16 protein-coding genes, 3 tRNA genes and 1 other RNA gene are annotated in these 22,015 nt (G+C 43.7%); 5 read left to right on the top strand and 15 right to left on the bottom strand.

All coding sequences use genetic code 11. The features are described 5' to 3' along the window. Positions 1-290 precede the first annotated feature (290 nt). From hemH to rpiA, 3 genes are all read left to right on the top strand, one after another. Positions 291-1,391: a ferrochelatase gene (gene hemH, locus ABZD21_RS04945; RefSeq protein ID WP_372773339.1), complete on the top strand. Its 1,101-nt coding sequence runs from the start codon at positions 291-293 to the stop codon at positions 1,389-1,391. A 242-nt stretch (positions 1,392-1,633) separates the two neighbouring features. Continuing rightward, on the top strand, positions 1,634-2,302 hold the full coding sequence (locus ABZD21_RS04950) for a DUF1080 domain-containing protein (protein WP_372773340.1): 669 nt from the start codon (positions 1,634-1,636) through the stop codon (positions 2,300-2,302). A gap of 29 nt (positions 2,303-2,331) precedes the next feature. Beyond that, positions 2,332-2,997 (top strand): ribose-5-phosphate isomerase RpiA, encoded by a 666-nt coding sequence (gene rpiA / locus ABZD21_RS04955; protein WP_372773341.1) that lies wholly within the window; start codon positions 2,332-2,334, stop codon positions 2,995-2,997. A gap of 366 nt (positions 2,998-3,363) precedes the next feature. Here rpiA and ABZD21_RS04960 read toward each other — a convergent pair whose 3' ends face one another. The 7 genes from ABZD21_RS04960 to ABZD21_RS04990 all read right to left on the bottom strand — a co-directional run bounded on the left by ABZD21_RS04960 (position 3,364) and on the right by ABZD21_RS04990 (position 10,253). Continuing rightward, on the bottom strand, positions 3,364-4,095 hold the full coding sequence (locus ABZD21_RS04960; protein ID WP_372773342.1) for a glycoside hydrolase family 16 protein: 732 nt from the start codon (positions 4,093-4,095) through the stop codon (positions 3,364-3,366). Positions 4,096-4,272: 177 nt separating this feature from the next. Further along, positions 4,273-4,971 (bottom strand): outer membrane beta-barrel protein, encoded by a 699-nt coding sequence (locus ABZD21_RS04965; protein WP_372773344.1) that lies wholly within the window; start codon positions 4,969-4,971, stop codon positions 4,273-4,275. A gap of 361 nt (positions 4,972-5,332) precedes the next feature. Next, positions 5,333-7,591: a TonB-dependent receptor domain-containing protein gene (locus tag ABZD21_RS04970; RefSeq protein ID WP_372773345.1), complete on the bottom strand. Its 2,259-nt coding sequence runs from the start codon at positions 7,589-7,591 to the stop codon at positions 5,333-5,335. Between the two features lie 15 nt (positions 7,592-7,606). Beyond that, entirely contained in the window at positions 7,607-7,966 is a 360-nt protein-coding gene (locus ABZD21_RS04975) for a heavy-metal-associated domain-containing protein (RefSeq protein ID WP_372773346.1), read from the bottom strand. A gap of 140 nt (positions 7,967-8,106) precedes the next feature. Beyond that, positions 8,107-8,493: a hypothetical protein gene (locus ABZD21_RS04980; RefSeq protein WP_372773347.1), complete on the bottom strand. Its 387-nt coding sequence runs from the start codon at positions 8,491-8,493 to the stop codon at positions 8,107-8,109. A 54-nt stretch (positions 8,494-8,547) separates the two neighbouring features. After that, the gene (serB, locus tag ABZD21_RS04985; protein WP_372773348.1) at positions 8,548-9,780 is read right to left on the bottom strand and encodes a phosphoserine phosphatase SerB; all 1,233 of its coding nucleotides are present in this window, start codon (positions 9,778-9,780) and stop codon (positions 8,548-8,550) included. A 65-nt stretch (positions 9,781-9,845) separates the two neighbouring features. Next, positions 9,846-10,253 carry an OsmC family protein gene (locus ABZD21_RS04990; RefSeq protein ID WP_372773349.1) on the bottom strand — a complete coding sequence of 136 codons (408 nt, stop codon included), beginning with the start codon at positions 10,251-10,253 and terminating at the stop codon, positions 9,846-9,848. A 158-nt stretch (positions 10,254-10,411) separates the two neighbouring features. Between ABZD21_RS04990 and ABZD21_RS04995 the strand changes: the two genes are divergently transcribed. Next, positions 10,412-11,743 carry a BamA/TamA family outer membrane protein gene (locus ABZD21_RS04995; RefSeq protein WP_372773350.1) on the top strand — a complete coding sequence of 444 codons (1,332 nt, stop codon included), beginning with the start codon at positions 10,412-10,414 and terminating at the stop codon, positions 11,741-11,743. 73 nt (positions 11,744-11,816) lie between these two features. On the opposite strand, the gene ABZD21_RS05000 is transcribed toward ABZD21_RS04995, so the two are convergent. Both ABZD21_RS05000 and nhaC read right to left on the bottom strand, forming a co-directional pair. Continuing rightward, positions 11,817-13,091: a DUF819 family protein gene (locus tag ABZD21_RS05000; RefSeq protein WP_372773351.1), complete on the bottom strand. Its 1,275-nt coding sequence runs from the start codon at positions 13,089-13,091 to the stop codon at positions 11,817-11,819. A gap of 59 nt (positions 13,092-13,150) precedes the next feature. Then, entirely contained in the window at positions 13,151-14,608 is a 1,458-nt protein-coding gene (gene nhaC / locus ABZD21_RS05005) for a Na+/H+ antiporter NhaC (protein ID WP_372773353.1), read from the bottom strand. Between the two features lie 286 nt (positions 14,609-14,894). Here nhaC and ABZD21_RS05010 point away from each other — a divergent pair, with 286 nt between their 5' ends. Continuing rightward, positions 14,895-19,760 carry a hypothetical protein gene (locus ABZD21_RS05010; protein WP_372773355.1) on the top strand — a complete coding sequence of 1,622 codons (4,866 nt, stop codon included), beginning with the start codon at positions 14,895-14,897 and terminating at the stop codon, positions 19,758-19,760. A 45-nt stretch (positions 19,761-19,805) separates the two neighbouring features. Here ABZD21_RS05010 and ABZD21_RS05015 read toward each other — a convergent pair whose 3' ends face one another. The 6 genes from ABZD21_RS05015 to ffs form a co-directional block, all read right to left on the bottom strand. Beyond that, positions 19,806-20,930, bottom strand: coding sequence for an ATP-binding protein (locus tag ABZD21_RS05015; RefSeq protein WP_372773356.1), 1,125 nt, complete (start codon positions 20,928-20,930; stop codon positions 19,806-19,808). A 53-nt stretch (positions 20,931-20,983) separates the two neighbouring features. Next, complete coding sequence (locus ABZD21_RS05020; protein WP_372773358.1) at positions 20,984-21,298, bottom strand: thioredoxin family protein; 315 nt, start codon at positions 21,296-21,298, stop codon at positions 20,984-20,986. A 230-nt stretch (positions 21,299-21,528) separates the two neighbouring features. Further along, positions 21,529-21,601, bottom strand: a tRNA-Gly gene (locus ABZD21_RS05025). A gap of 79 nt (positions 21,602-21,680) precedes the next feature. Next, positions 21,681-21,763: transfer RNA gene (locus ABZD21_RS05030), tRNA-Tyr, on the bottom strand. Between the two features lie 46 nt (positions 21,764-21,809). Further along, positions 21,810-21,883, bottom strand: a tRNA-Thr gene (locus tag ABZD21_RS05035). A gap of 1 nt (position 21,884) precedes the next feature. Beyond that, positions 21,885-21,984: signal recognition particle sRNA small type (gene ffs, locus ABZD21_RS05040), an RNA gene on the bottom strand. Between the last annotated feature and the right edge of the window lie 31 nt (positions 21,985-22,015).

The following is a 22,015-nucleotide window of genomic DNA, read 5'->3' on the forward strand; positions in this document are numbered from 1 at the left end:
TCAGCGATAAAACAATTCCGTTGCAATCGATGATCTTCCGGGTCGGCCAACTAAATTAGCATGAATTTTTGACCTGTAAATTGAATAGAATCTTTTGTGAATTCGAACAAAACAGGCTACATTCAGTAAAAAATAGTATTCGGGTTTACGATGATCTAAGTGAACGAATAAACCGATTCAATGTTAAGATAATAGGTGAGCCGGTGACCAGTTTCTTTTTACACCAATGTAATCGGGATCGTTTTAAGCCAGGCGCGATTAACAGAAATTTTACGACACAACAAACCGATATGAAAAAAACAGGAGTATTAGTGGTTAATTTGGGCACTCCAAATTCGTACGCGAAAGCAGATGTTGCAACTTATTTACGCGAATTTTTAATGGATGGCCGTGTCATCGACATTCCACATTGGAAGCGCTGGATGCTGGTCAATTTGATTATTGTGCCGTTCAGGGCTCCGAAAGTTGCCCACGAATACGAGAAGTTGTGGCTCAGCAACGGTTCGCCGTTAATGGTATACGGCAAGGAGCTGGTTGAAAAGTTAAATCAGAAATTCGACGATACTGTTGTGGTTGAGTTAGCAATGCGTTATCAAAACCCGTCCATTCAATCAGGGCTGGAAAGGTTACGTCAGTCACAGGTCGATCAGATTATCGTATTCCCGTTGTTTCCTCAATATGCATCGGCCACAACCGGTTCAGTTGCCGAAAAAGTGATGGAAATTGTGTCGAAATGGAATGTTATCCCATCCATCCAACTCATAAACAGTTACCACGACAACATGCTTTACATCGGCAATTTCGCCGACAAAGTGAGAAAAGACATCAAAAGACACGAACCTGATCATGTGCTGTTTAGCTATCACGGCATCCCGGAACGTCATCTCGACAACATGAATGAAGAGGGGTTGGAACTTTGTTCCCGTTGCATGGGAAACACCTGTGAAAAAGGCAGTGAAAAACGCTATTGCTACCGCTCGGCTTGCTTTGAAACATCGAAGTTGATTACTGAAAAACTTAAATTACCGCAGGACAAATACACAACAGCCTTTCAAAGTCGTTTGGGGAAAGATCCCTGGATAAAACCATATACTGACGCAACAATTAAGCAACTCGCTCAGCACGGAACAAAAAAACTGTTGGTTGTTTCGCCGTCGTTTGTTGCCGATTGTCTCGAAACGACACTGGAAATTGGAGAACAGTATCGCGATCTGTTTTTTGAAAACGGAGGGAACGACTTTAATTTCACCGAAAGTTTGAATGCAGACGATGCATGGGTACAAACCATTTTTAATCTCCTTCAGCGCGAGATAAAAAAAAATGACTTGACGATTTCCCATAATATTTCGGCATCGCTCATCGATTTTGATCCGATCACAAGTCCCAACTAACCACTTATTTCGTCAGTGAATAATTTGTTTTTTTGCCATTTGAAACGACAATAATCCCTTGGTAGTGTCATCAGCTGTTGGAAGCGAGCACCGCGACAATAGCTGTTTTTTTGTTGGTGAGAGCAACAATGCGAGATGCGGATTAAAACGAAGTGATCATTTCCCAACCAAATTATCTTCAATTTTTAGCGCATCTACTATTGTTTTGCCTATTTTTGACAGCACTAAACTACATCCAACCAATGCGATATTTCAAAGCACTGCTACTTACATTCTTGCTACTGACAAGTGTCAATGTTTTTGCACAAAAAGCAACGAAATTGTTCAATGGTAAAAATCTCAATGGCTGGTACGCCTTTAATGCCGAGCATGGAAAACCGACTAAAGCCGACCAATTATTTCAGGCTCAAGACGGGATGATCAGGCTTTTTGGCCCAACAGTGGGTTATTTGATGAGTAAAAAATCATACACCGAGTTTGAGATTACCGCCGAATTCCGCTGGAATATTGCTGAAGGTTTTGAGCATAAAAGCACAAAAAAAAATAGCGGATTGATGTATCTGGTACCCGAAACGGCCAAAGATACGATTTGGCCTCAGGGAATTCAGTTTCAAATTAAAGAAGGAGCTACCGGTGATTTCATATTACTGAAAAACGTAACTATAGAGAAAAATGGTGAGCGAAATGATCCTGGAGCAAGTGTTGTTTTACCCAAAGATATAGCAGCCGAAAACAAGCCCGGCGAATGGAACCAAATTACCATTCGGGTTGAAGACGGAAAAATCAGTCAATACTTAAACGGCCGTTTGGTAAACGAAGGACAACAAGCTTCGGTAAAAAAGGGAAGAATTCTCCTCCAATACGAAGGGTTTCCGATTGACTTCAAAAACATTCACATCCTAAAATTATAATTCACCATAACAAACAAGAAGCTATTTAAATGAATGCAAAGCAATTGGTTGGCGAAAAAGCGACTGAGTACGTTCAAAACGGCATGATTGTCGGACTGGGCACCGGCTCTACAGCGTATTATGCTATTCAGAAAATCGGTCAAATGGTCAGCGAGGGATTAAAAATTCAAGCGGTCCCAACATCAAATGCAACTGAGCGTCTGGCTCGCGAACTTAACATTCCGTTGTTGAATGTTGCCGAGGTTCGTGAAATTGATTTAACGATTGATGGAGCTGATGAATTCGACCCAAATAAACAATTGATTAAAGGTGGCGGCGGTGCCTTGCTCCGGGAAAAAATAATTGCGTCGATCACTAAATTTTACATCTGCATTGCCGATAACGGGAAGCGTTCCGACGTTTTGGGCAGCTTCGCATTGCCTGTTGAAGTGACGCCATTTGCCTGGGAAATTACAGCTTTTCAGATTGAAAAATTGGGGTGCAAACCGAAATTGCGCTATAATGGCAACGATCCATTCATTACCGATAATCAGAACTACATTTTAGATTGCAAGTTTGATCGCATTGATCGTCCAACAGAACTAAATTTGAAGCTAAACCAAATTCCGGGAGTAGTTGAAAACGGCCTGTTCACCAATATGGTTGATCTCATCATCTGCAATACCGCCGATAATGAGATTCAGATTATAAAATAACGGTTGTGCTACTATGCAATCGCATGAAAGCCGGGACGTTAAAGCTCCCGGCTTTTTTTCATTCGCATTGCATTTCAAGGGAGCAACAACTTCGACACGAATTCTGTCGCCGATCCGATTTTCATAGTGATTGCCAATATCGCAAATCAACAGCCCCTGCTATAGGCCATCTGAAGTTAGTTCTAAAAAACGTTTAGTAACTACAGAGCCAAGGTAACACAGGATTCAAAAAATCGTCCATAGCTCTATTTCCTTCCTTTTGTTAATTCTGAAGATGGACTCTGAAATTGAGGTCGATATAGCTGCATTAGCGAGCCATTGGGATCCTTGTTTCGACGATGATTTGGTCAGCCATATAGATGGCTTCTATAATTCAATTGAGCTTGGTTTTTGTACAGGATGAAAATCGACCCGATGAATGATTAATTCAGCATCTTTCCCCTCAACCGGAGCATTTCCTCCCATAAGCCAAAAATTAATATGCAAGCGAGCTTTCCCTTCTTTCGGTATCCGATTCCCTTCGTAAGTCCATTGATTGATTATATGGTTCTCGGAGACCAAGTTTTCGAAATGCCCATGGTAACTTTCAAAAACGACCTTGTCCGGATGCCATATAAATTTGTGAGTTGAAAAACTCCCATTAAGCTCAATGCCAAAGCGATCCTGATTATCCGCGGTATATGGATATGGCTGAACAGTATACAATCCGTATGTTTGCCCGGAGTCATGCACCGGAAACTCAATATCAATTTCGGAACTGTCGTTTTCATAAATAAAAAGCCCAACAACAACATTTGGTGCATAATCGTCCACTTTGCTGGCTAAAAAGAATTGATACTCTCCATAGCCTACTTCTGTATTCGAACTGATCTCAGCACAATGCCATACGTTTTTAATTTTTCGAATTTTCAAATGGAGAAAGCCCTTGGAATCAACCCAAACACTCTTTGAACTGTCTGACCAATAGTTTGGACCGGGCCCTTGAAAACACTTTTTCACAGTCCACTCCATCCCTGCAAACTCGATCACGCGTTGCGCGTGACTCTGCCCGAAAGAGCTAAGCAATACCATCAGGATCAACAAAATTAGTTTGTCCATAGTTCGAAATTAGAGCATTCACAATTCGAAAAACCGAATGCACGGTGTAAAAATTGTTCTGATTTCCGTTTAATCCGACCAGAAGTTAAGACATATTTCTCATTCGTCCGGCCAACAAACCAATATTGTTTGTTCATATTGTTCTATACCTGACTTTCTTTCGGAGGCAAATAACGCCTAAAACGTAAAGTTCACTCCCAACCGCCAGTATTTGGGTTTAAAGCTGAAAGTCCAATCAGAATCTTCCAGATCGCCACTAACTTTTTCGTACCGAAGGCCGCCCGCATACACCGACACTCCCCAATGTTCGGCAAAAAAACAAACCAACTCGGGCGCAAGCTCAAGATCCAGATAGTTCAAATCGGCAACAGCACCATAGGAGGCTAGCGTGGAACCAGTCGCCTCAACTAACTCCAGTTCTGTTCCGGACAACTCAGTTGCCGTTGCCTGGAATCCCACTAGCTCCTGCTCTACTTTGGTATAGCCCGTTTTAAGATGGGGAACCACATAAAACCGGCCAGATACCGGAAGGTAGTATTTGCAAAAAACACGCGGCATCCAATAGTTGGCTTCCGTTTCAACAACCGTCATACTTAATTCGTTACCGCTATAGATTGATGAACTGGCCTCTCCGTCGTCCCAATAACGAGCCAAACTCAGACCAACCGAAAAGCGCCTGGTTAACATTCGCTCTACAGACAATGAAAAGTTCAATGATTTCTCTTCTGTTTTAAATTTTGAATCCGCTATCGTCTCGGTCGATTTCGTTTTGAAGTAATTTCCATCAACCGAAACCATAAAGTCTTTAGCAGCCGGTTGAGCCATTGATAGCAAAGCGGCAAAAAGCGGCAACATGAATAAAAAAATCTTTCTCATTAGTGCAGAATTTGTTTTTTATTTGCTTGATGGAACTCACAGTTGCTATAATTTTTTTCATCTGGTGTTTTACTCGGTGCAACCTGCTCGTTTCATTGGTAGTTTAAGTGTTTGGTGAATATAATTACGCGACTAAATCCCACCAAACTCGCTCTGATTAGCAATGCAAAATACAAAACTTTACAAAACATTTCCATCGATCAATAAAATATTGGAACAAATTTGAACCATTCCACCCAATTTTTCGGGACAAAAAACGGAGATGCTCCCATGTTGAAGCATCTCCGTGTTCTAAAATTCATCATACGACTATTACCGACGAAGAAGGTTCGTTTTATTCTTTCAATCCGATCTTTTGCGATCAGAAAATCTTGTACCTCAAGCCCATGTAAATGGTTCGTTCCCCAATGGGTCCCCAAACAAGCGAGCTGTCGAAATAGGGTCCAAACGGATCTTCGCTGGCTACAATCGGATTGTCCTGCGTATAATTTGTCAGGTTCTCAGCTCCGAGGTATAGCTCAAGGCTCTCGCGCCAACTTTTCGACACCTGCACGTTAATCCGGTTAAAAGCGGGCGAATAATCGGCTAAGCGATACTGCTCCGGGTTCGACTCTGTTGTCGGAATACGCTTCCTCCCCTGCCGGTTGATCGTGAAATCAAAACGCCAGTAATTCCGGGTTTGGTAGGCCAAATTCACAAACGCGCGCTGTTTCGACAGCAATGGTTTCTCCATCAACTCACCATGATAAGTTGTTTTCACATCGTATAATCGGTAAGCCACGCGAAAGTCGAGCCGATTGAGCAATTCATAGTCCAGCTGCGCTTGAAAACTATTGGCATACGACTTCCCATCCAAAGGGGCAAAAACCGCTTGCTGCGGACTCAGATCCAGATCCACAACAATTTGATTTCGGAAATCGGTTCGATACAGGTCGAAACTAACTGCCCCCTCCCTGAAATCGAGCTCAAACTTTTGAGTAAAATTAGCTCCATAGTTCCAGGCAACTTCCTGTTCAAAACCATACGGCAAACCGGCTTCCTGCGATTGAAAAATAATTTCACGTGAACTAGCCAGGATACCGCTGTTCTCCATAATCACGTTCGCCGTACGCATTCCCCTACCCGCCGAAAAACGCAAGACCGACTTTTCAGCCGGGGCGTAACGAATATGCAGCCGCGGGGTTACAAAGGAGCCAAAATGATTGTGGTGATCGATCCGCAAACCGGCAACCATCGAGAATTTATCGGAAGGGTCCAGCGTATATTCAAAATAGGCCCCCGGAACAATTTCGTTGTAGCCCAGATCCAGTTGGTTTAAATACTCCCCGTAACGGTCGAACTGAAAGCTGATTCCTGTTTTAAACTTATGAAAAGAAGTGCCAATAATACTTTGGTAGATTGAGTTGATATAAAATGACTGTTGATCAGCATTATACCGAGTCAAACCGAACGTGCTATTCTGCTCGTAAAAACTCCCCGACATTTGCACAGCGACTGATTTCCATGGTTGATCAACATATACCTTTCCCAGCTTGGCCCACGCTTCACCGTGCTGAATATCGAGCTTCATTCCCCAATATTCGTTCGCTGCTGTCTGTTTCGGATCAAATTTCATTTGGCCTCCGACACTACTTTGTGTCGTATATTTCACCCCAAATTGTCCTTCAACTCCATCTCCGCTGTTGTATTTCCATCGGTTTAGTATGACGTAAGTGTCCCCGGTTGGCATGTCCATAAAACCATCGTCATTCTTATCATGCTTTTCCGACCGACCGCTGGCATGCAGTAACAAAGCGGTTGACCACTTATTATTTTCAAACCGGTGTGTCAAATTTAAGTTGGCCTCCAATCGGCTTTCATTATTGGCATACAAATTCAGGTACAGAGGGTCTGCTTCCTCCGGTTTCTGCAACTCCAGATTGATCTGCCCCGCAATACTCTCAAATCCATTCAAAACCGATCCGGTTCCTTTATTCAGCTGTATGCTCTCAATCCAGGTTCCCGGAATAAAGGTTAAACCGTAATTGGAAACCAAGCCGCGCAAACCGGGCATATTCTCTTTGGTAATTTGTACATAGGGTCCCGATAAACCCAACATCTGAATTTGCCGGGTGCCGGTTACAGCGTCGGTGAAAGAGACATCGATACTAGGGCTGGTTTCAAAACTTTCGCTTAAGTTACAGCAAGCCGCTTTTAGCAACTCTTTTTCACTAATGTTTTCAACCTTTCGGGGATCCAACATCGATATTTGGGTTGATTTCTGCCGGCTGACAACTGACACTTCATCAAGTAGAAGGTTGCTTTTCATTTCAACCTTAAGCTGCTGACGACCAGAAACCAAAACAGTATCATTATGAAAGCCGACATAGCTAAAAACGAGCGAATCAGCTCCTTTAATCAGCTGAATGGTAAACATTCCATCCTTATTGCTGCTTGTTCCTTTTTGTGTGCCCAGCCAATACAAGTTTACACCGACCAAGGGAAATGCCTTTCCCGACTCGTCGAGCTCATAAACATGGCCACTAATTTGGACATGACTGGCTTTTTGTCCGTTTAAATTGAGGATGTTACCAACAAGAAGAAACAGACAAAAGCAGCATGTTTTCATCTTTTTCATCATTATTTCTCCTTTAAATTAGTGTACTTCCTGTCCTTCGCGATATTGACAGCAATGATACAAATTATTATAAACTTCGTCGGTCGCCCGCACATTTTCGGTATCGTGTCCAACCTCTGCGATCGCTTTTTCGATGGTCAGCAAAGTGGTTTTGTCCGACTTGTATACGACCTCCAATATTTGCTTTTCTTTATCCCACGAAACAAACTTAACGCCTTTTATGAGCGCGGCATTTTCAATCCGTTCCTGACATAAATTACAAACTCCGGAAACTTTAATCTGCTCTCTTTCAATCTTTTTATTTTGTGCGCTCCCGATTGCAGTAACTGACAGCAGTACCATCATCACCACAAACGACTTCAATAGTGTAGTTTTCATGATTAACTTTTTTAATTTATAACGAATAACAACGATTTGACTTTGCCAAACATGCAAAGCCTGAAGCGACCTTTGCCAGTCGCTTTTCTGTGTTTACAGCTTAGCTGAAGGCATAAAAATGCCCACAAGAGCAAGCTGTTTTATCCGTAATAAACCAAAGCGCACTGCAGAAGCCAGAGCGGATTATCGGAAAGTGGAGGAACAAAGAAATCAAAAGCCGGGAGGCTCCGTTCCTGATTGAGTTCCTGATCGAATGAACTTGCAAACAGCTTCAGATCAAGTGTTGCCGGCACAAATTGAATACTACTTGCCGGTGTCACACCCTGTTGATCGTCGAACTGAAATACATGTACCTCATTTTGGCAACAGGCTGCTTCCTCTTCACCATCGTCGCAACAACATGGTTCAGCCTGTGCATATAACTCGTATGAAGCAATCTCCCCACAGCAATAATTCAAACTTACTGCACTCCCAATGGTGAGCAGTAAATAGATTATTGCAACATGTATGGATAATATCTTCTTCATTAATTTTATAAACGGTTTTGCCGGTACTTTGTTTTATTTGGAAACCGATTGTTACTAGGCATTTATCTCACGGTCGCGCAAACCAATGAGGTATAAAATGGCGTCGAGGCCAATCTCCGAGATCGAATTTTTAGCCGATGCCTGCACCTTGGGTTTAGCGTGAAAGGCAATCCCCAAACCGGCCAACTGAATCATCGGCAAATCGTTCGAACCATCGCCCACGGCAATAACTTGCTCCAGATGCAAATCTTCCTTAAAAGCCAGCAATTTGAGCATTTCTGCTTTCTTTGCGCCGTCAACAACTTCGCCAATATGACGTCCGGTAAGCTTGCCATCAACAATTTCCAGCTCGTTTGCAAATACATAATCGACGCCTAATTTCGATTTCAGATGATTACCGAAATAGTTGAACCCTCCGGACAGGATAGCTGTTTTGTAGCCAAATTTCTTCAGTGTCCGGAACAGCCGTTCTGCTCCTTCGGTTAAAGGCAGTTGCTCTGCAATCTCCTGCATTACCGAAACATCCAGCCCTCTAAGGTAGCTAACCCGTTTCTCAAAGCTTTCCTTGAAATCGAGTTCCCCCCTCATAGCAGCTTCGGTAATTGCACTAACCTCGTCGTACTTTCCGGCTCTGCGAGCAAGCTCGTCGATCACTTCAGCCTGAATTAAGGTAGAATCCATATCGAAACAAACCAACCGACGATTACGGCGAAACATACTATCTACCTGAAACGCGATATCTACGCCGGTTTCTTTACTAATTCCAATAAATGCGCGTTTCAATGCTTCATTATCTTTGGGTGTTCCGCGAACCGAAAATTCGACGACACTTTTTGTCTTTCCTTCTTTGTCGTTCAGCGAAATACGGCCAGACAAACGGGAAATAATATCAATATTCAAGCCCTGATCCGAAATGGCACGAGTAACCAGCGATAACTGATGGGCCGATAATTTACGAGCCAAAAGCGTGACGATAAAACGATCCTTGCCCTGGTGAGAGACCCATTCCTCGTATCGATCCTCAGGAATTGGTGTAAATTTCACTTTCAATCCCAATTCGTGAGCTTTAAACAAAAGGTCTTTCAGAATGGGAGACGAGTCAGCTTTTGCCGAGATCTCGAAAAGAATTCCCAGTCCGAGGTTTTCGTGAATGACTGCCTGACCGATATCCAGGATCGTCACTTCATACTGTGCCAATACCTCTGTTAACGATGCTGTCAGGCCGGATTTGTCTGCTCCGGAAATATTGAGCAGAATAATCTCCCGCCCTTTGGTTGTCTTATCCATAATATCATATTCGCTACATCAGGCAATTCCCGGGTAGCAGGGTTTTATTTGTTGAATGCTGCTAACTACCAGTTAAACTTAATGGTTTGTCTCAATTCGGGGTGAAGGCTTAACGGAACCGGACTTGTACCGGCCACGCTTTCCACCATGCGCTTTTCCTGGTCGGTATAGGTTTTATCCTTCGGGAAAAAGAATTCAATCACCACTTCGGCCACACGACGAGGGTCGCTAGCCATGATCTTGGTAATTTCCAGTCGGGTGCCAACAATGTCAATTCCATTATCCATCGCCTTAATGCCCATAATGGTCATGATACAGTTGCCGAGCGCTGTTGCCAGCAAATCGGTTGGCGAAAACGACTGTCCTTTTCCACGATTATCACAAGGAGCATCGGTTATAATTTTTGCTCCCGATTGCAAATGAACGTTTTCGGTACGCAGGTCGCCCAAGTATTTGGTTTCAATGGTAATCATATTCGTGATTTTTAACGGGCTCGAAAATACAAAAAAATCAAACGGTCAACCGATTAAGTTTTGAATATACCGCCAAAAGATCATACTATCTTAGCAATTGCCGGATGACTCGCACACCAAAAATTCCAGTATATTCGTTCAACCCTTAAAAAGCGTTTATGAAACCAAAGCTGATTCTCCTTTTCCTGTTGGCGGTCTCGTTCAGTTTGCAGGCACAGAAAATTGACAAATCTGAAATTGTAAAGCAAGGTTGGAATTTTGGAGCCCTCCCCGCAGTAACCTATGATTCTGATTTGGGTTTTCAGTACGGCGCCCTGGTAAATTTGTTTGAATATGGCGATGGTAGCCGCTACCCGGAGTATAACCATTCGCTGTATTTCGAAGTTTCGCGCTACACTAAAGGAAGCAGTATCTATCGCTTTCAATACGATTCCGATCGGCTATTCAAGGGTCTGCAAAGCTATGCCGAAATTAGCTACGCGACTGACTTACTGTACAATTTTTACGGCTATAATGGGTACGACGCGGTTTATAATAAAGCATGGACCGATGAGGATGATCCGGACTACCGAAGCCGCGCCTTCTACAATTACGACCGAAAATTGTTTCGGCTGAAATTCGATTTGCAGGGACCACTTAAAGGTGAAGAACTCAGGTGGACAGGTGGACTTAATTTCCAGACATTCAAAATTGCCTCGGTTAACGTATCAAAGATAAACAAAGGCAAAAGCGAAGCTGACAAACTGCCTGATGTTGAAGGATTGTATGATCAATATCTTGCTTGGGGACTAATTCGGGACGATGAGGCCAACGGTGGAAACATTGCCATGCTGAAAGGTGGATTAATTTATGATACGCGCGATTTCAGGGCAATTCCGGAACGGGGTGTTTGGTCGGAGGCTTTGCTCGAGTTTGTGCCGGAACTATTAGGTTCTGAAAGCTCCTTCACCCGTTTATGCCTCACCCATCGCCAGTATTTTCCCATTGTGCCAAACCGAAAATTAACAGCTGCCTACCGCCTCTCGTACCAACAGGTTTTGAGCGGCCACGTACCATTTTACTACCTACCTCAACTAGCTGTAACAGGCTCCAAAGGTTCTGGTTTTGATGGATTGGGAGGTTCCAAAACGCTGCGTGGCATTTTGCGCAATCGGGTAATCGGCGAAGATATCGCCTTTGCAAACCTGGAAATCCGCTGGCGGCTTACCGAATTTCAATTTAAGAATAACAATTTCTTTATTGGCCTGAATGGCTTTGTAGATGGCGGCAAAGTTACCGGCAAAAGGGAACTCAGTTTCTACCCGACTTTCGCACCGATTAATACCAAAGACTATTTGGACAATGGCGCCGAAAGCTGGCATGTGTCGTACGGAACAAGCCTAAAAGTAGGGATGAACGAAAACTTCATTGTGACCTTCGACTATGGCCGTGCGACCGACCATCGCGATGGTTCATCCGGATTTTATATGGGCCTGAATTATTTGTTTTAAACGGATTTAAAGGGGATGAATGCATTGCCGCGACGGCTATCGATAGGGCAAGCCATCGGTTTGAGCTGCCCTTCTACATAAACCGCTCCAACAAATAAGCCAGTGCTACGCCCAGGTAATTCCCGAAGGCATAGCCCAAAATACCAACAGTGAGACCGGAAATAATTACCTCTTTGTTTTTCAAAGCTGAAGCGACAACGGGCACAAATGGCGGCGAATAAGTCAACGCCGTAATGGTGATAATGGTTGTATCGGAATCAACCTTAAACAGCCACGACAGAAACACATGCACGACCATTGAACCAACCACTCCGACCGCTACAAATAAAAAGATATATACGAAATTGATGTTTAACATGGCCTGCAGATTAGCCATGCTCGATACCAGCAACGAAAAAATCAGAATGAGATACATGCCCAGCGAGAACGACTTTTTCAATTTATTAACTGCTGGAATGAGACTGGCCAGCAACCCCAGCGTAGTAATGCCTAGAATGACGGTGACCATTTGTGCCGATTTTGGAACCAATAAACTAACGGCTCCTGAAACACCGAAAATAAACAACGACAATCCCAATGCTTTAGCCATCTGAACCAGAGCCGGCTTCATCAGCATTCCGGTAAAGTCTTCCGTAACAAAATCAGCATCCGAAACAGACTCAGCAGTTGCCGACTTGTGTGCCGATTGAAAAGCCGGTAAAAAGCGATTGAAGGTCGCTTGCGCAATCGTCATTAAAAACAAAAGGAAGAATGAACCCAGCAACAAATCGTAAGTATGAGTGAGAATGAAGAGATTTGGAGAAACGTCGAGCGCCGCGCTAATGGAGGCCAGATTGGGCGTTCCACCCGTGTAAATACCAACCAGCATGCCGGCAATTTTCCAGGCGTCGGGAATGTAATTCTTGAGTATAAAGAAGCCGCAAATAATGACAAACACTAGCGACACCAATCCTAAAAAAAGCGAAAACAAAGCCTCGTAGGCTAAGCGAATCCAACGGCGCAAATCAAGTGAAAAAAGCAACAACGGAATGGCTAACGGAATCGTCAGAGTCATCAATAATTCCTGCATCGAAGCAATCTGATTAGGCAACAGGTCTGACTCCGTAAGCAATCCTTGTTTGATATAGTTGGTCAGTTCTTTCGAATCCATGCATGTTTTACCGGCCAACAAATAGCGCAATTCCGAAGAAGCCTGAGGCAGCAGACCAATATTTCCCAAAGCCAAGCCGAACAAATAAGCCAAAACCACCGCTCCAATTTTTTCCAGGAGGGTCGATTTTTTCGTCAAGTAGATCATGAAAGCCGGAAAGCACAGGTAAAAAACAAAGAGAAACACCATTGCAAACATACGCGCGAAACGTTCAGTTATTATTCATTTCAATCCCAAAGAAGCATTCAACCGCCAGATCAATTTATCCGCTCCTCAACCGGAATTTCGTCCAACTCATAGCGCCTGATTTTAAGATTCAGATAGGCGAACAAAATCGACATCAACGGACTAATCAGGTTAAAAAACGCATACGGCAAATAGTCGAATGTGCCTACTCCGAGCACCCGCGATTGAGTGGCGCCACAGGTATTCCATGGAATGAGTACCGAAGTCATTGTACCCGAATCCTCCAGTGTGCGACTTAGCACTTCAGGTTTCAGTCGCTTGTCCTGGTATGATTTGCGAAACATACGCCCCGGAACAACAATTGAAATGTACTGATCGGACGCTGTGGTATTGAAGAAAATGCAGGTTACTACTGTTGATGCCACCAGCGACCCTGTAGAGTCGGCCCAATTAATGATTGGCTGCGTCAAACGGGTAAGCAAACCGCCGGATTCCATGATTCCGCCAAATACCATTGCCGAAAGAATTAGCCAGATCGTATCGAGCATTCCAGCCATTCCCGAAGTGTGCAAAAGTTCGTTCACATCGGCGTCGGGAGTTACAATGATAATATCGCCAAACATGGCCTGCATAAATCCAATGTACGAAGCCTCAGCATAATTGGGCACATTGCCCGCAATCTCAGAAACCATGTGGGGTTGAAAAAGAACCGCACAAACACCTCCCAGAAGCGTTCCAATCATTAGCGAAGGAATGGGAGGCACCTTTTTGATAATGATAACAAACAGAATCAGCGGGACTAAAAAAAGCCATGGCGAGGTATTGAACGCGCCGTCAATAGCCGATTTTACGTTAGCGACATCAACCACTGCTTCCGAAAAATTATAACTCAACCCAATGACCAGAAATATCAGCAAGGTGATAATAAAACTGGGGGTTGTTGTATAAAGCATATATCGGATATGCGTAAACAAATCGGTACCGGCCATTGCAGGCGCCAGGTTTGTCGTGTCGCTCAAGGGCGAAATTTTATCGCCAAAATAGGCCCCCGAAATAATCGCGCCAGCTACAATCGCTTCGTTAATTCCAATGGCTTTTCCAATCCCCAACAGCGCAACGCCAATCGTCGCTATGGTCGACCACGAACTACCTGTTGCCAGCGAAACAATGGCACTCACCACAACAGCCGTAATCAGAAAAACCCGGGGATTGATGATATCAAGTCCGTAGTAAATAAGGGCGGGAACAATTCCACTGAGCAACCATGTACCGGCCAGCGACCCAATTAACAAAAGAATCAACATCGCAGGCATTGCCGATCCAATCGTGCTTACAACATTTTCCATGGTTCTAGCCCAGGCTTGTCCGTTTCGTCTTACAATAATTCCGGCGATTGTAGCCGCAAGCAGTAAAGCCACCTGGTTCGACCCGGCCAACGTGTCTTCAAAGAAAAACACATTCATGGTCAGCAACCCAACTAAGGTCAGAATCGGCAATAAGGCTTCAATATAGGATGGTTCTTGTTTCATTCAGTAAAAAATTAAATCGATTCAGTGGCAGGCTTTTCAACCATCCAACTCTTTGATTGAAGTCTCATTGCACTTCGAATCATCACGCCCGGTCAATCTGCTTTTATTGTTGGATTTCAAATAACGGAATAATAGTTGAGTTCCGAAAAGGCAAAAATAAAAACTTGTTTTTAGCGTTAAAAAATTATATCTAAGTTGAATGAATTATATTCGCTACTCCTAAAAGAATTTTAAAAAACAGCTTTATTTTTCGGTGGGAAAGCTGATATTTCAAACGTTGTTGGATATGTATCTGAAAAAAATCTTGTTAATTCTCTTACTTCTTCCTTTCGCCTTGCAGTTGGCGGCACAAGACGACATACAATTTATTGTTGACGGCCGGTTAACGTCTGATGATGGTAAGACTGATGGAGCAACCATCACTATTTCAATGAGCGGAAAAGCCGACGAAGTAATCAGTCCACCCCGAACCGGACGCTTTCTATTTAAATTGGACTTCAATCGCGAGTATCGATTAACCTTCAACAGAGAGGGATTCTTTCAGAAAATTATCATCGTATCAACCTACGTCCCAACCGAAATTCTCCAGAAAAACAACCGGTTTCCACCACTTTCGTTTGTTCTCAACCTGTTTAAAGAAACCGACATCATCGACAACTCGTTCACAATTAAACCTGTAGCACGGGTTTTCTATAATTCAAAGATCGACAATTTCGATTCGGAGATCTATTTGTCCGACGATCAGATCAAAGAACAAATTCAGGCCGCTGAAGAAGCTAACAGTACGCTGGCTTCGGAACGGAAAAGCATTAGTCGTGCAGATGAACTGGAACACGCGGCGCTCGAAAAAAGCTACGACAAGGCCATCGCTGATGCTGATGCCCTTTACCAGAAAAACGACTACGACGGAGCAATCAGCAAATTTCGCGAAGCGTTAATGCTATTCAGTGATCGCCCCTATCCACGCGACCGTATTGCCGAGATTCAGGATCTGATATTGGCACTAAAGATGGCTGAAGAGACCGAACAAAACTACCTGGCCGCCATCCAATCGGGCGACGACCAATTTTCGGCGACACAGTACAATGGCGCAATCGCCGCCTACCAAAAAGCGCTGCAATACAAGGCGAAAGATAAGTACGCGACCGAACGTATTGAAGAGTCGAACAAGCTGATGAAAGAACAAATAGGCATGGTGCAATACAACGAACTGATTGCAAAAGCCGATCAGGCATTTAACGCGGAAGTGTTCGACCAGGCAAAAGGGCTTTACCAGCAAGCTATCGGCCTGCGCCCCCGCGACTCACAATACGCCCGCGATCAGATCACCAAAATCGACCTCGAAGTTGAACGTCTGGCCAAACTTAAACAGTTAAACGATCAATATGCTGAAGCGATGAGCAAGGGAAATACCTCGTTTTCCGCGCAAGCTTATCCGGACGCACTCAATTCGTTTAAACTGGCTTTGAGCTTAAAACAGAATGACGAAGCAGCTCTGAACCGGATTGAAGCGACTGAGGCTGCCATGGCCACCTTGGCTACCAATCAAAAATACACCGAACTAATTAGCAAGGCTGACGATCTTTTTGATAAAACTCAGTTTCCTGATGCCAGAGCGCTCTACAGCCAGGCACTTGCCCTCAAAACAACCGAGCAATACCCCAAAGATCGCATTGCCCAAATCGACAGCCGCATGCAGTTCGATCAACAATTTGATCAACTACTGGCTGATGCGAACACTAGCTTCAACCAAAAAGATTACCCGGCTGCTAAAAGTAAATACCAACAAGTATTACAGTTGAAAGCCGACCACGAGCTGTCGCAAAACCGGTTGGTAGAAATTGATGGAATTTTGATCCAATTAGCCATAGAAGAACAGTACAAAGCTGCCATCGAAATGGCCGATCAGGCATTTAATGCTCAGCGACTGAATGTGGCAAAAGACAACTACCAAAAGGCATTGGCATTAAAATCACTTGAAAAATACCCACTCACGCAGATTCAAAAAATCGACGAGGAATTGATGCGTCTGGCCGAGCTTTCAACACAAGAGGAACAATACCAAGCGTTTATGCAGCAAGGGATTTCTGCTTTCGATGCTGAAAAATACTCCGATGCAATCACTGCATTTCAATCGGCTTTAGCCTTAAAAGCCAATGATACCGATGCAACGGCCCGACTGAATGAATGCCGCGAAATACTGGCCAATCTCGAAGCCCGAAGTCAGTATGGTGATTTAATTGCGACTGCTGACCGGGCATTCAATGCCAATGAACTTCCTCGTGCAAAAGAACTTTACCAGAATGCGCTTAAATTGATTCCTGCTGAGACCTATCCGCAAGAACAGATTGAGCAAATCGATGAACGCTTGGCTCTTCTTGCCCAACTTGATCAGCTGATAAAACAAGCGGATGATGCTTTCGCAGACGAACAATACCAGTCTGCCAAGCCGCTTTATCAGCAAGCACTTTCATTAGCTCCCGATCATGAGAAGGCCCTTCGCCGGATCACTGAAATTGACGACATTCTGGCGCTACAGAACGCTGAAAAACAGTACAACGATCTAATTGCAAGCGCCGATGGCAGCTTTACCGCCAAACAATATCAATCAGCCAAAAGCAATTATCAAAAAGCATCGAGCTTAAAGCCTGACGAAAACTACCCGAAAGACCAAATTCTGAAAATTGATCAGGAACTCGCTCAATTGGCTCAGTTGGACGAAGATTATAAAAAAGCTGTGGGTGAAGGCGATCGACTGGGATCTGAGAAAAATTACCCGGATGCTATTCAACAATACCAGCTTGCACTAACATTAAGACCGGCAGCGACTTATCCTTCAGAGCAAATCGAGCGAATGAAACAGTTGCAAGCCGACCTGCTGAAATCGCAACAATTGGATCGTTCATATCTGGCCTATATCAGCAAAGCAGACTCGTTGCTATTGTTGAATGACTACCGCAATTCACGGGCAAACTATACCGATGCAAACCGACTGAAACCGGAAGAACAATATCCGGTACAAAAGATTTCTGAAATTGACGCCCTCCTGGCTGAAATAGATCGAAAAAACGAAGTCATGGCTAAAGTAACACTGGCCTACCAGGCTGCCCTGCGCAGAGGCGATGGCGCACTAAATGAAAAAAACTATGCCGTTGCCACCGATGCTTACAACGAGGCACATCTATTGAAACAGGAAGAAGAATACCCGGTGAAGCAATTGGCCGAAATTGAACGACTGCAAGCCTTCGAAACAGAACAGGCCTATAAAACGGCTATCGCAAAAGCCGATGCCTTGTTCAGAAAAGAAGAGTTGGCTTCGGCAAAACCAGCCTATCAGGAAGCTCTCAATATAAAAACTGACGATCAGTACGCCATGAATCAAATAGCGCTGATCGACCAAAAAATACAACAATTAGCTGAGGTTGAAGCTGACAGACAGAAACTGGAAGCAGAATATGCGGCCAAGATCGCTGAAGCGGATCAGGCATTTAGTGACGGGATCTATGTGAACTCAAAATCGCTTTACCAAGAGGCGCTGACCCTAAAATCGAAGGAGAAATATCCGACAGATCAAATTCTAAAAATTGATGATATTCTCAAGCAACAGGAACAACTGGCTATTCTCGACCAACAGTATCAGGAAGCCTTGGCATCGGCTAAAGCGGCCTTCAATCTGGATCAGCTTCCGGAAGCGATTTCGGCCTATAAAAAAGCAGGTGGATTGAAACCGGACGAACCGGAACCTCCGCAACGGATTAACGAAATTGAGCAACTAATTGCCCAACGGGCAGAAGAAGCCCGACTGGCAGCCGAAGCAGAAGCGCAGCGGATAGCAGCAGAGAATACAGCCAAAGCCACTAAAGCGCGCTACGATGAAACCATTGCGCTTGGCGATGCAGCCTTGGGTCAGAAAAGATACGCAGAAGCCCAAACGGCATACAACAAGGCTCTTTCTATTTTCCCCAATGAGCAATACCCAAAAGATAAGCTAAACGAAATCGAGCTGCTTCTGCAGCAGCTTGCTCAGGCCGAACTCGAACGCAAGCAAAAAACTCTTGAAGACTCGATTGCGCAGGCAAACCTGTTGGCCTTCAACTCAAAAATAAAAGAAGCTGAAGCGTTTATTGACAAGCAACTGCTTGAGCAAGCCCTGGGAAGCTATCGGGATGCGATTGTTATTTTGCCGGAAAAGGAATCTGACGTTCAACCTAAAATAAAGGAACTGGAAGATTTGATGTCGCAAATTGCCAAGCTGGATGCAGACTACCGGGCAACAATTTTGAAGGCAGACAAACAGTTTAATGCTGAAGCGTGGAACGAAGCCAAAGCAGATTACACGCTTGCTCTGAATCTGAAACCACAAGAAGCCTATCCGAAAAAACAGATCGAGGCTATTGACCTTAAACTCATTGAGCTTGAATTGCTGGCGGAACGGGCAAAGGCTGCCGAAAAAACAAACGCGTCTTATACGGAAGCGATTCAAATAGCCGATGAAAATTTCAACAAAAAAGATTATACAGTAGCTCAGTTCTACTACCAAAAAGCATTGAATATTCAGCCACAAAATCCGCATCCGCAGCAACGTTTGGCCGAAATCAGCAGACTAATCGATCAATCATTGGCTGCCGACCAAATTCAAGCCTATAACGATGCGATTACAAAAGCCGACACTGAATTTGAACGGAAAGGCTTCACTTTGGCACGTTTCTATTACAACAAGGCACTTGAAATTAAATCGTGGGAAAAATATCCGCAAGATCGAATCAGCGAAATCAGCAGGCTGACCAATACAATGCTCTCGCAACGCGAAGAACAAGATTATCTGAATTGGATTAACATTGCCGATGAAGCATTTGTGAACAAGGATTTTGCAGTGGCGCGGGCTTACTATCAACGAGCACTCGCGTTGAAAAAAGAAGAACCTTATCCGTCGATCCGACTAGCTGAAATACAGAAAGAGCTGGAGAAACAGTTGGCTCAACAAAGTGAGAAAGAATACCAAAATGCCATTGCCGAGGGAGACAAAGCATTCGGAAATAAAAATTACAGCGTTGCCCGTTTCTATTACAATAAAGCAATTGGGATTAAATCGAACGAAAAGTATCCCAAAGATCAACTTCAATTAATCCGGAACGCCATTGGTGGAAATTAGAGTTTAAAAGAAGTAGCCGACACCCGAAAACGGTGCCAGCAAATTTTACAACGATAAAGGGATCTCTATAAAAAAGGTGGTCCCTTTTTCACTTACGGACGAGAAGTCAACTTTACCCTTCAGGTATTTTTCGCCCAACAATTTCATACTATAAGTCCCAACGCCCCGATCCTGTCCCTTGGTTGAATAGGACCGCTGAAAAAGTTGATTCTGAACATCCGCTTCAATATAGGAATCGTTATGCACTTCAATCCGAACACGTTCCCGGTCACCAAAAGCCTGAATTTTGATTTCTCCTCCACGATCAATCGCTTCGAGCGCATTTTTAGCCATATTAAAAATAACTCGGGTGAGTAACACCCGGTCGCTGACAAAACAGACATTGAAACTATTGTCGACAACGTTGATATTACGATCAAAGGCAGCTTGACTATACTTGATTTTATCACGAATTTCATTCATGAAATCAGCCATTTGAATTTCGCCTGGCTCCACTTTCAATTCCCCTGTTTCAGCTTTCAACATTTGCTGCTGAGCTTTTATTTCTTCAATGATTTGTTCACTCAGCGAATGAGCAGCTTCCAAAAAATCCTCTTCTGTATCATCAATCCCCTGCTTCATTAATCCCAAAATCCCACTCAGGCTACCAGCCATATTAATAACATCGTGGAAAAATATTCGCTCCAGAAGATCCCGTCGTTTCTTATCGGTGATATCGTTGATGGAGACGACCATATAATCTTTTTGATAAAAAAACGGACTGGCTGAGATTTCAAGGTCGAACTGAACTACAGATCCGTCAATAGACCGAAGCAACCGGCACTCTTTAGTTACTGATTTATTGTGCGCTAAATAGTCTTCGAAAACATAATTTGCCCCGCAATAATGACATTTATCAGTTGTACCGCAAACAGAATCCTCTGCTTGATTATTAATACAGTTCATCACCTCGCCAAACCGTAAGCCAAAAATGTCATCCGTTAAATTGATGGAATATTTCTCAAGTAGTTTTTCATTGGCAAAAACGACTTCACGCTGACTGTTTAGAATACAAACAACATCTGACATTGTCGACAAAATCTCTTTCACTAAAGGGATGTTCGAATGCGAAACCTGACTATTCATCACATCACCCAATACATCCCGTCCCGGTCGTTTTCCATTTTCCATAGTTCGATCATTGGTGGTAAAAATAATTAAGAAAATGTAACTATCAAAAAACACTAAAAATCAGGGATACACTTTCTAAGTATCCCCGTTAGTTCGGGTAGCAGTAAAGGGCCTTCTTTGCTCCACTGCAAGTCTCCAGACTTAAAAATCATAACTGTTGGAATTGATTTCACCTGAAGTTGGTTGGCGATTAGTGGATTGAAATCGACGTTCACTTTCAGAATACGAATCTGTTCCTTAAACGTATTCTTAAGTTCACATAAAATTGGTTGAATCTCTTTGCATGGCTGACACCAATCAGCATAAAAATCGACCACAACCGGCCGATCTGATTTTATAATATTTTTAAAACGACTATTTGCTCTCATGTATGGTTTCGTATATCCAGCCCCAAAACAATAACCCCTGCTACGAACATCGAACAGTTAAGCAGCTCTTCAGCAACTGATTTTAAATTGAACACAACACTTTAGACAACAGGGAGCGTGAACGATAGTTGAATGATCGCCTATCGATAATAACAATGAGAAATAGATAAAACCAATGAAGTGATGGGTGGAAAAATAAAAAAGGTCACCAAAAACGGCGACCTTTATTGAGCGGGAGACGGGATTCAAACCCGCGACCCTTAGCTTGGAAGGCTAATGCTCTATCAGCTGAGCTACTCCCGCAAACATTCAAATTCCAATATTCAAGTCTCAAACCCCAAACTAGTATTTGGAATTTTTATCTTTTGGAATTTGGTAATTGTGGGGAGAGCAGGATTCGAACCTACGAAGACGAAAGTCAGCGGAGTTACAGTCCGCCCCAGTTGGCCACTTTGGTATCTCCCCAAAATTTTTTCAATCGATAAAGAACGACAGCCTTTAGGCTGATATGAGCCGAATCACAGATTCGAACTGTGGACCCCGAGATTACAAATCACGTGCTCTGGCCAACTGAGCTAATTCGGCAAGTGGGTAAGCTACCTGTATCGCACCGCTACAACCTCCTACCCTTGCTGCCTTCCGACCCTGGGGGGATTCAGAGGGAGCTGGTCGTACAGGACTTACCCGGCGACAAAAGTAGAAATTTTTGTATTCACT

It is taken from the genome of Mangrovibacterium sp. (assembly GCF_041596335.1).
Classification (GTDB): Bacteria; Bacteroidota; Bacteroidia; order Bacteroidales; family Prolixibacteraceae; genus Mangrovibacterium.

Bases quoted from the DNA above. Each gene is read 5' to 3' on its own strand.
- hemH (WP_372773339.1), top strand. From the start codon at position 291: ATGAAAAAAACAGGAGTATTAGTGGTTAATTTGGGCACTCCAAATTCG.
- ABZD21_RS04950 (WP_372773340.1), top strand. From the start codon at position 1,634: ATGCGATATTTCAAAGCACTGCTACTTACATTCTTGCTACTGACAAGT.
- rpiA (WP_372773341.1), top strand. From the start codon at position 2,332: ATGAATGCAAAGCAATTGGTTGGCGAAAAAGCGACTGAGTACGTTCAA.
- ABZD21_RS04960 (WP_372773342.1), bottom strand. From the start codon at position 4,095: ATGGACAAACTAATTTTGTTGATCCTGATGGTATTGCTTAGCTCTTTC.
- ABZD21_RS04965 (WP_372773344.1), bottom strand. From the start codon at position 4,971: ATGAGAAAGATTTTTTTATTCATGTTGCCGCTTTTTGCCGCTTTGCTA.
- ABZD21_RS04970 (WP_372773345.1), bottom strand. From the start codon at position 7,591: ATGATGAAAAAGATGAAAACATGCTGCTTTTGTCTGTTTCTTCTTGTT.
- ABZD21_RS04975 (WP_372773346.1), bottom strand. From the start codon at position 7,966: ATGAAAACTACACTATTGAAGTCGTTTGTGGTGATGATGGTACTGCTG.
- ABZD21_RS04980 (WP_372773347.1), bottom strand. From the start codon at position 8,493: ATGAAGAAGATATTATCCATACATGTTGCAATAATCTATTTACTGCTC.
- serB (WP_372773348.1), bottom strand. From the start codon at position 9,780: ATGGATAAGACAACCAAAGGGCGGGAGATTATTCTGCTCAATATTTCC.
- ABZD21_RS04990 (WP_372773349.1), bottom strand. From the start codon at position 10,253: ATGATTACCATTGAAACCAAATACTTGGGCGACCTGCGTACCGAAAAC.
- ABZD21_RS04995 (WP_372773350.1), top strand. From the start codon at position 10,412: ATGAAACCAAAGCTGATTCTCCTTTTCCTGTTGGCGGTCTCGTTCAGT.
- ABZD21_RS05000 (WP_372773351.1), bottom strand. From the start codon at position 13,091: ATGTTTGCAATGGTGTTTCTCTTTGTTTTTTACCTGTGCTTTCCGGCT.
- nhaC (WP_372773353.1), bottom strand. From the start codon at position 14,608: ATGAAACAAGAACCATCCTATATTGAAGCCTTATTGCCGATTCTGACC.
- ABZD21_RS05010 (WP_372773355.1), top strand. From the start codon at position 14,895: ATGTATCTGAAAAAAATCTTGTTAATTCTCTTACTTCTTCCTTTCGCC.
- ABZD21_RS05015 (WP_372773356.1), bottom strand. From the start codon at position 20,930: ATGGAAAATGGAAAACGACCGGGACGGGATGTATTGGGTGATGTGATG.
- ABZD21_RS05020 (WP_372773358.1), bottom strand. From the start codon at position 21,298: ATGAGAGCAAATAGTCGTTTTAAAAATATTATAAAATCAGATCGGCCG.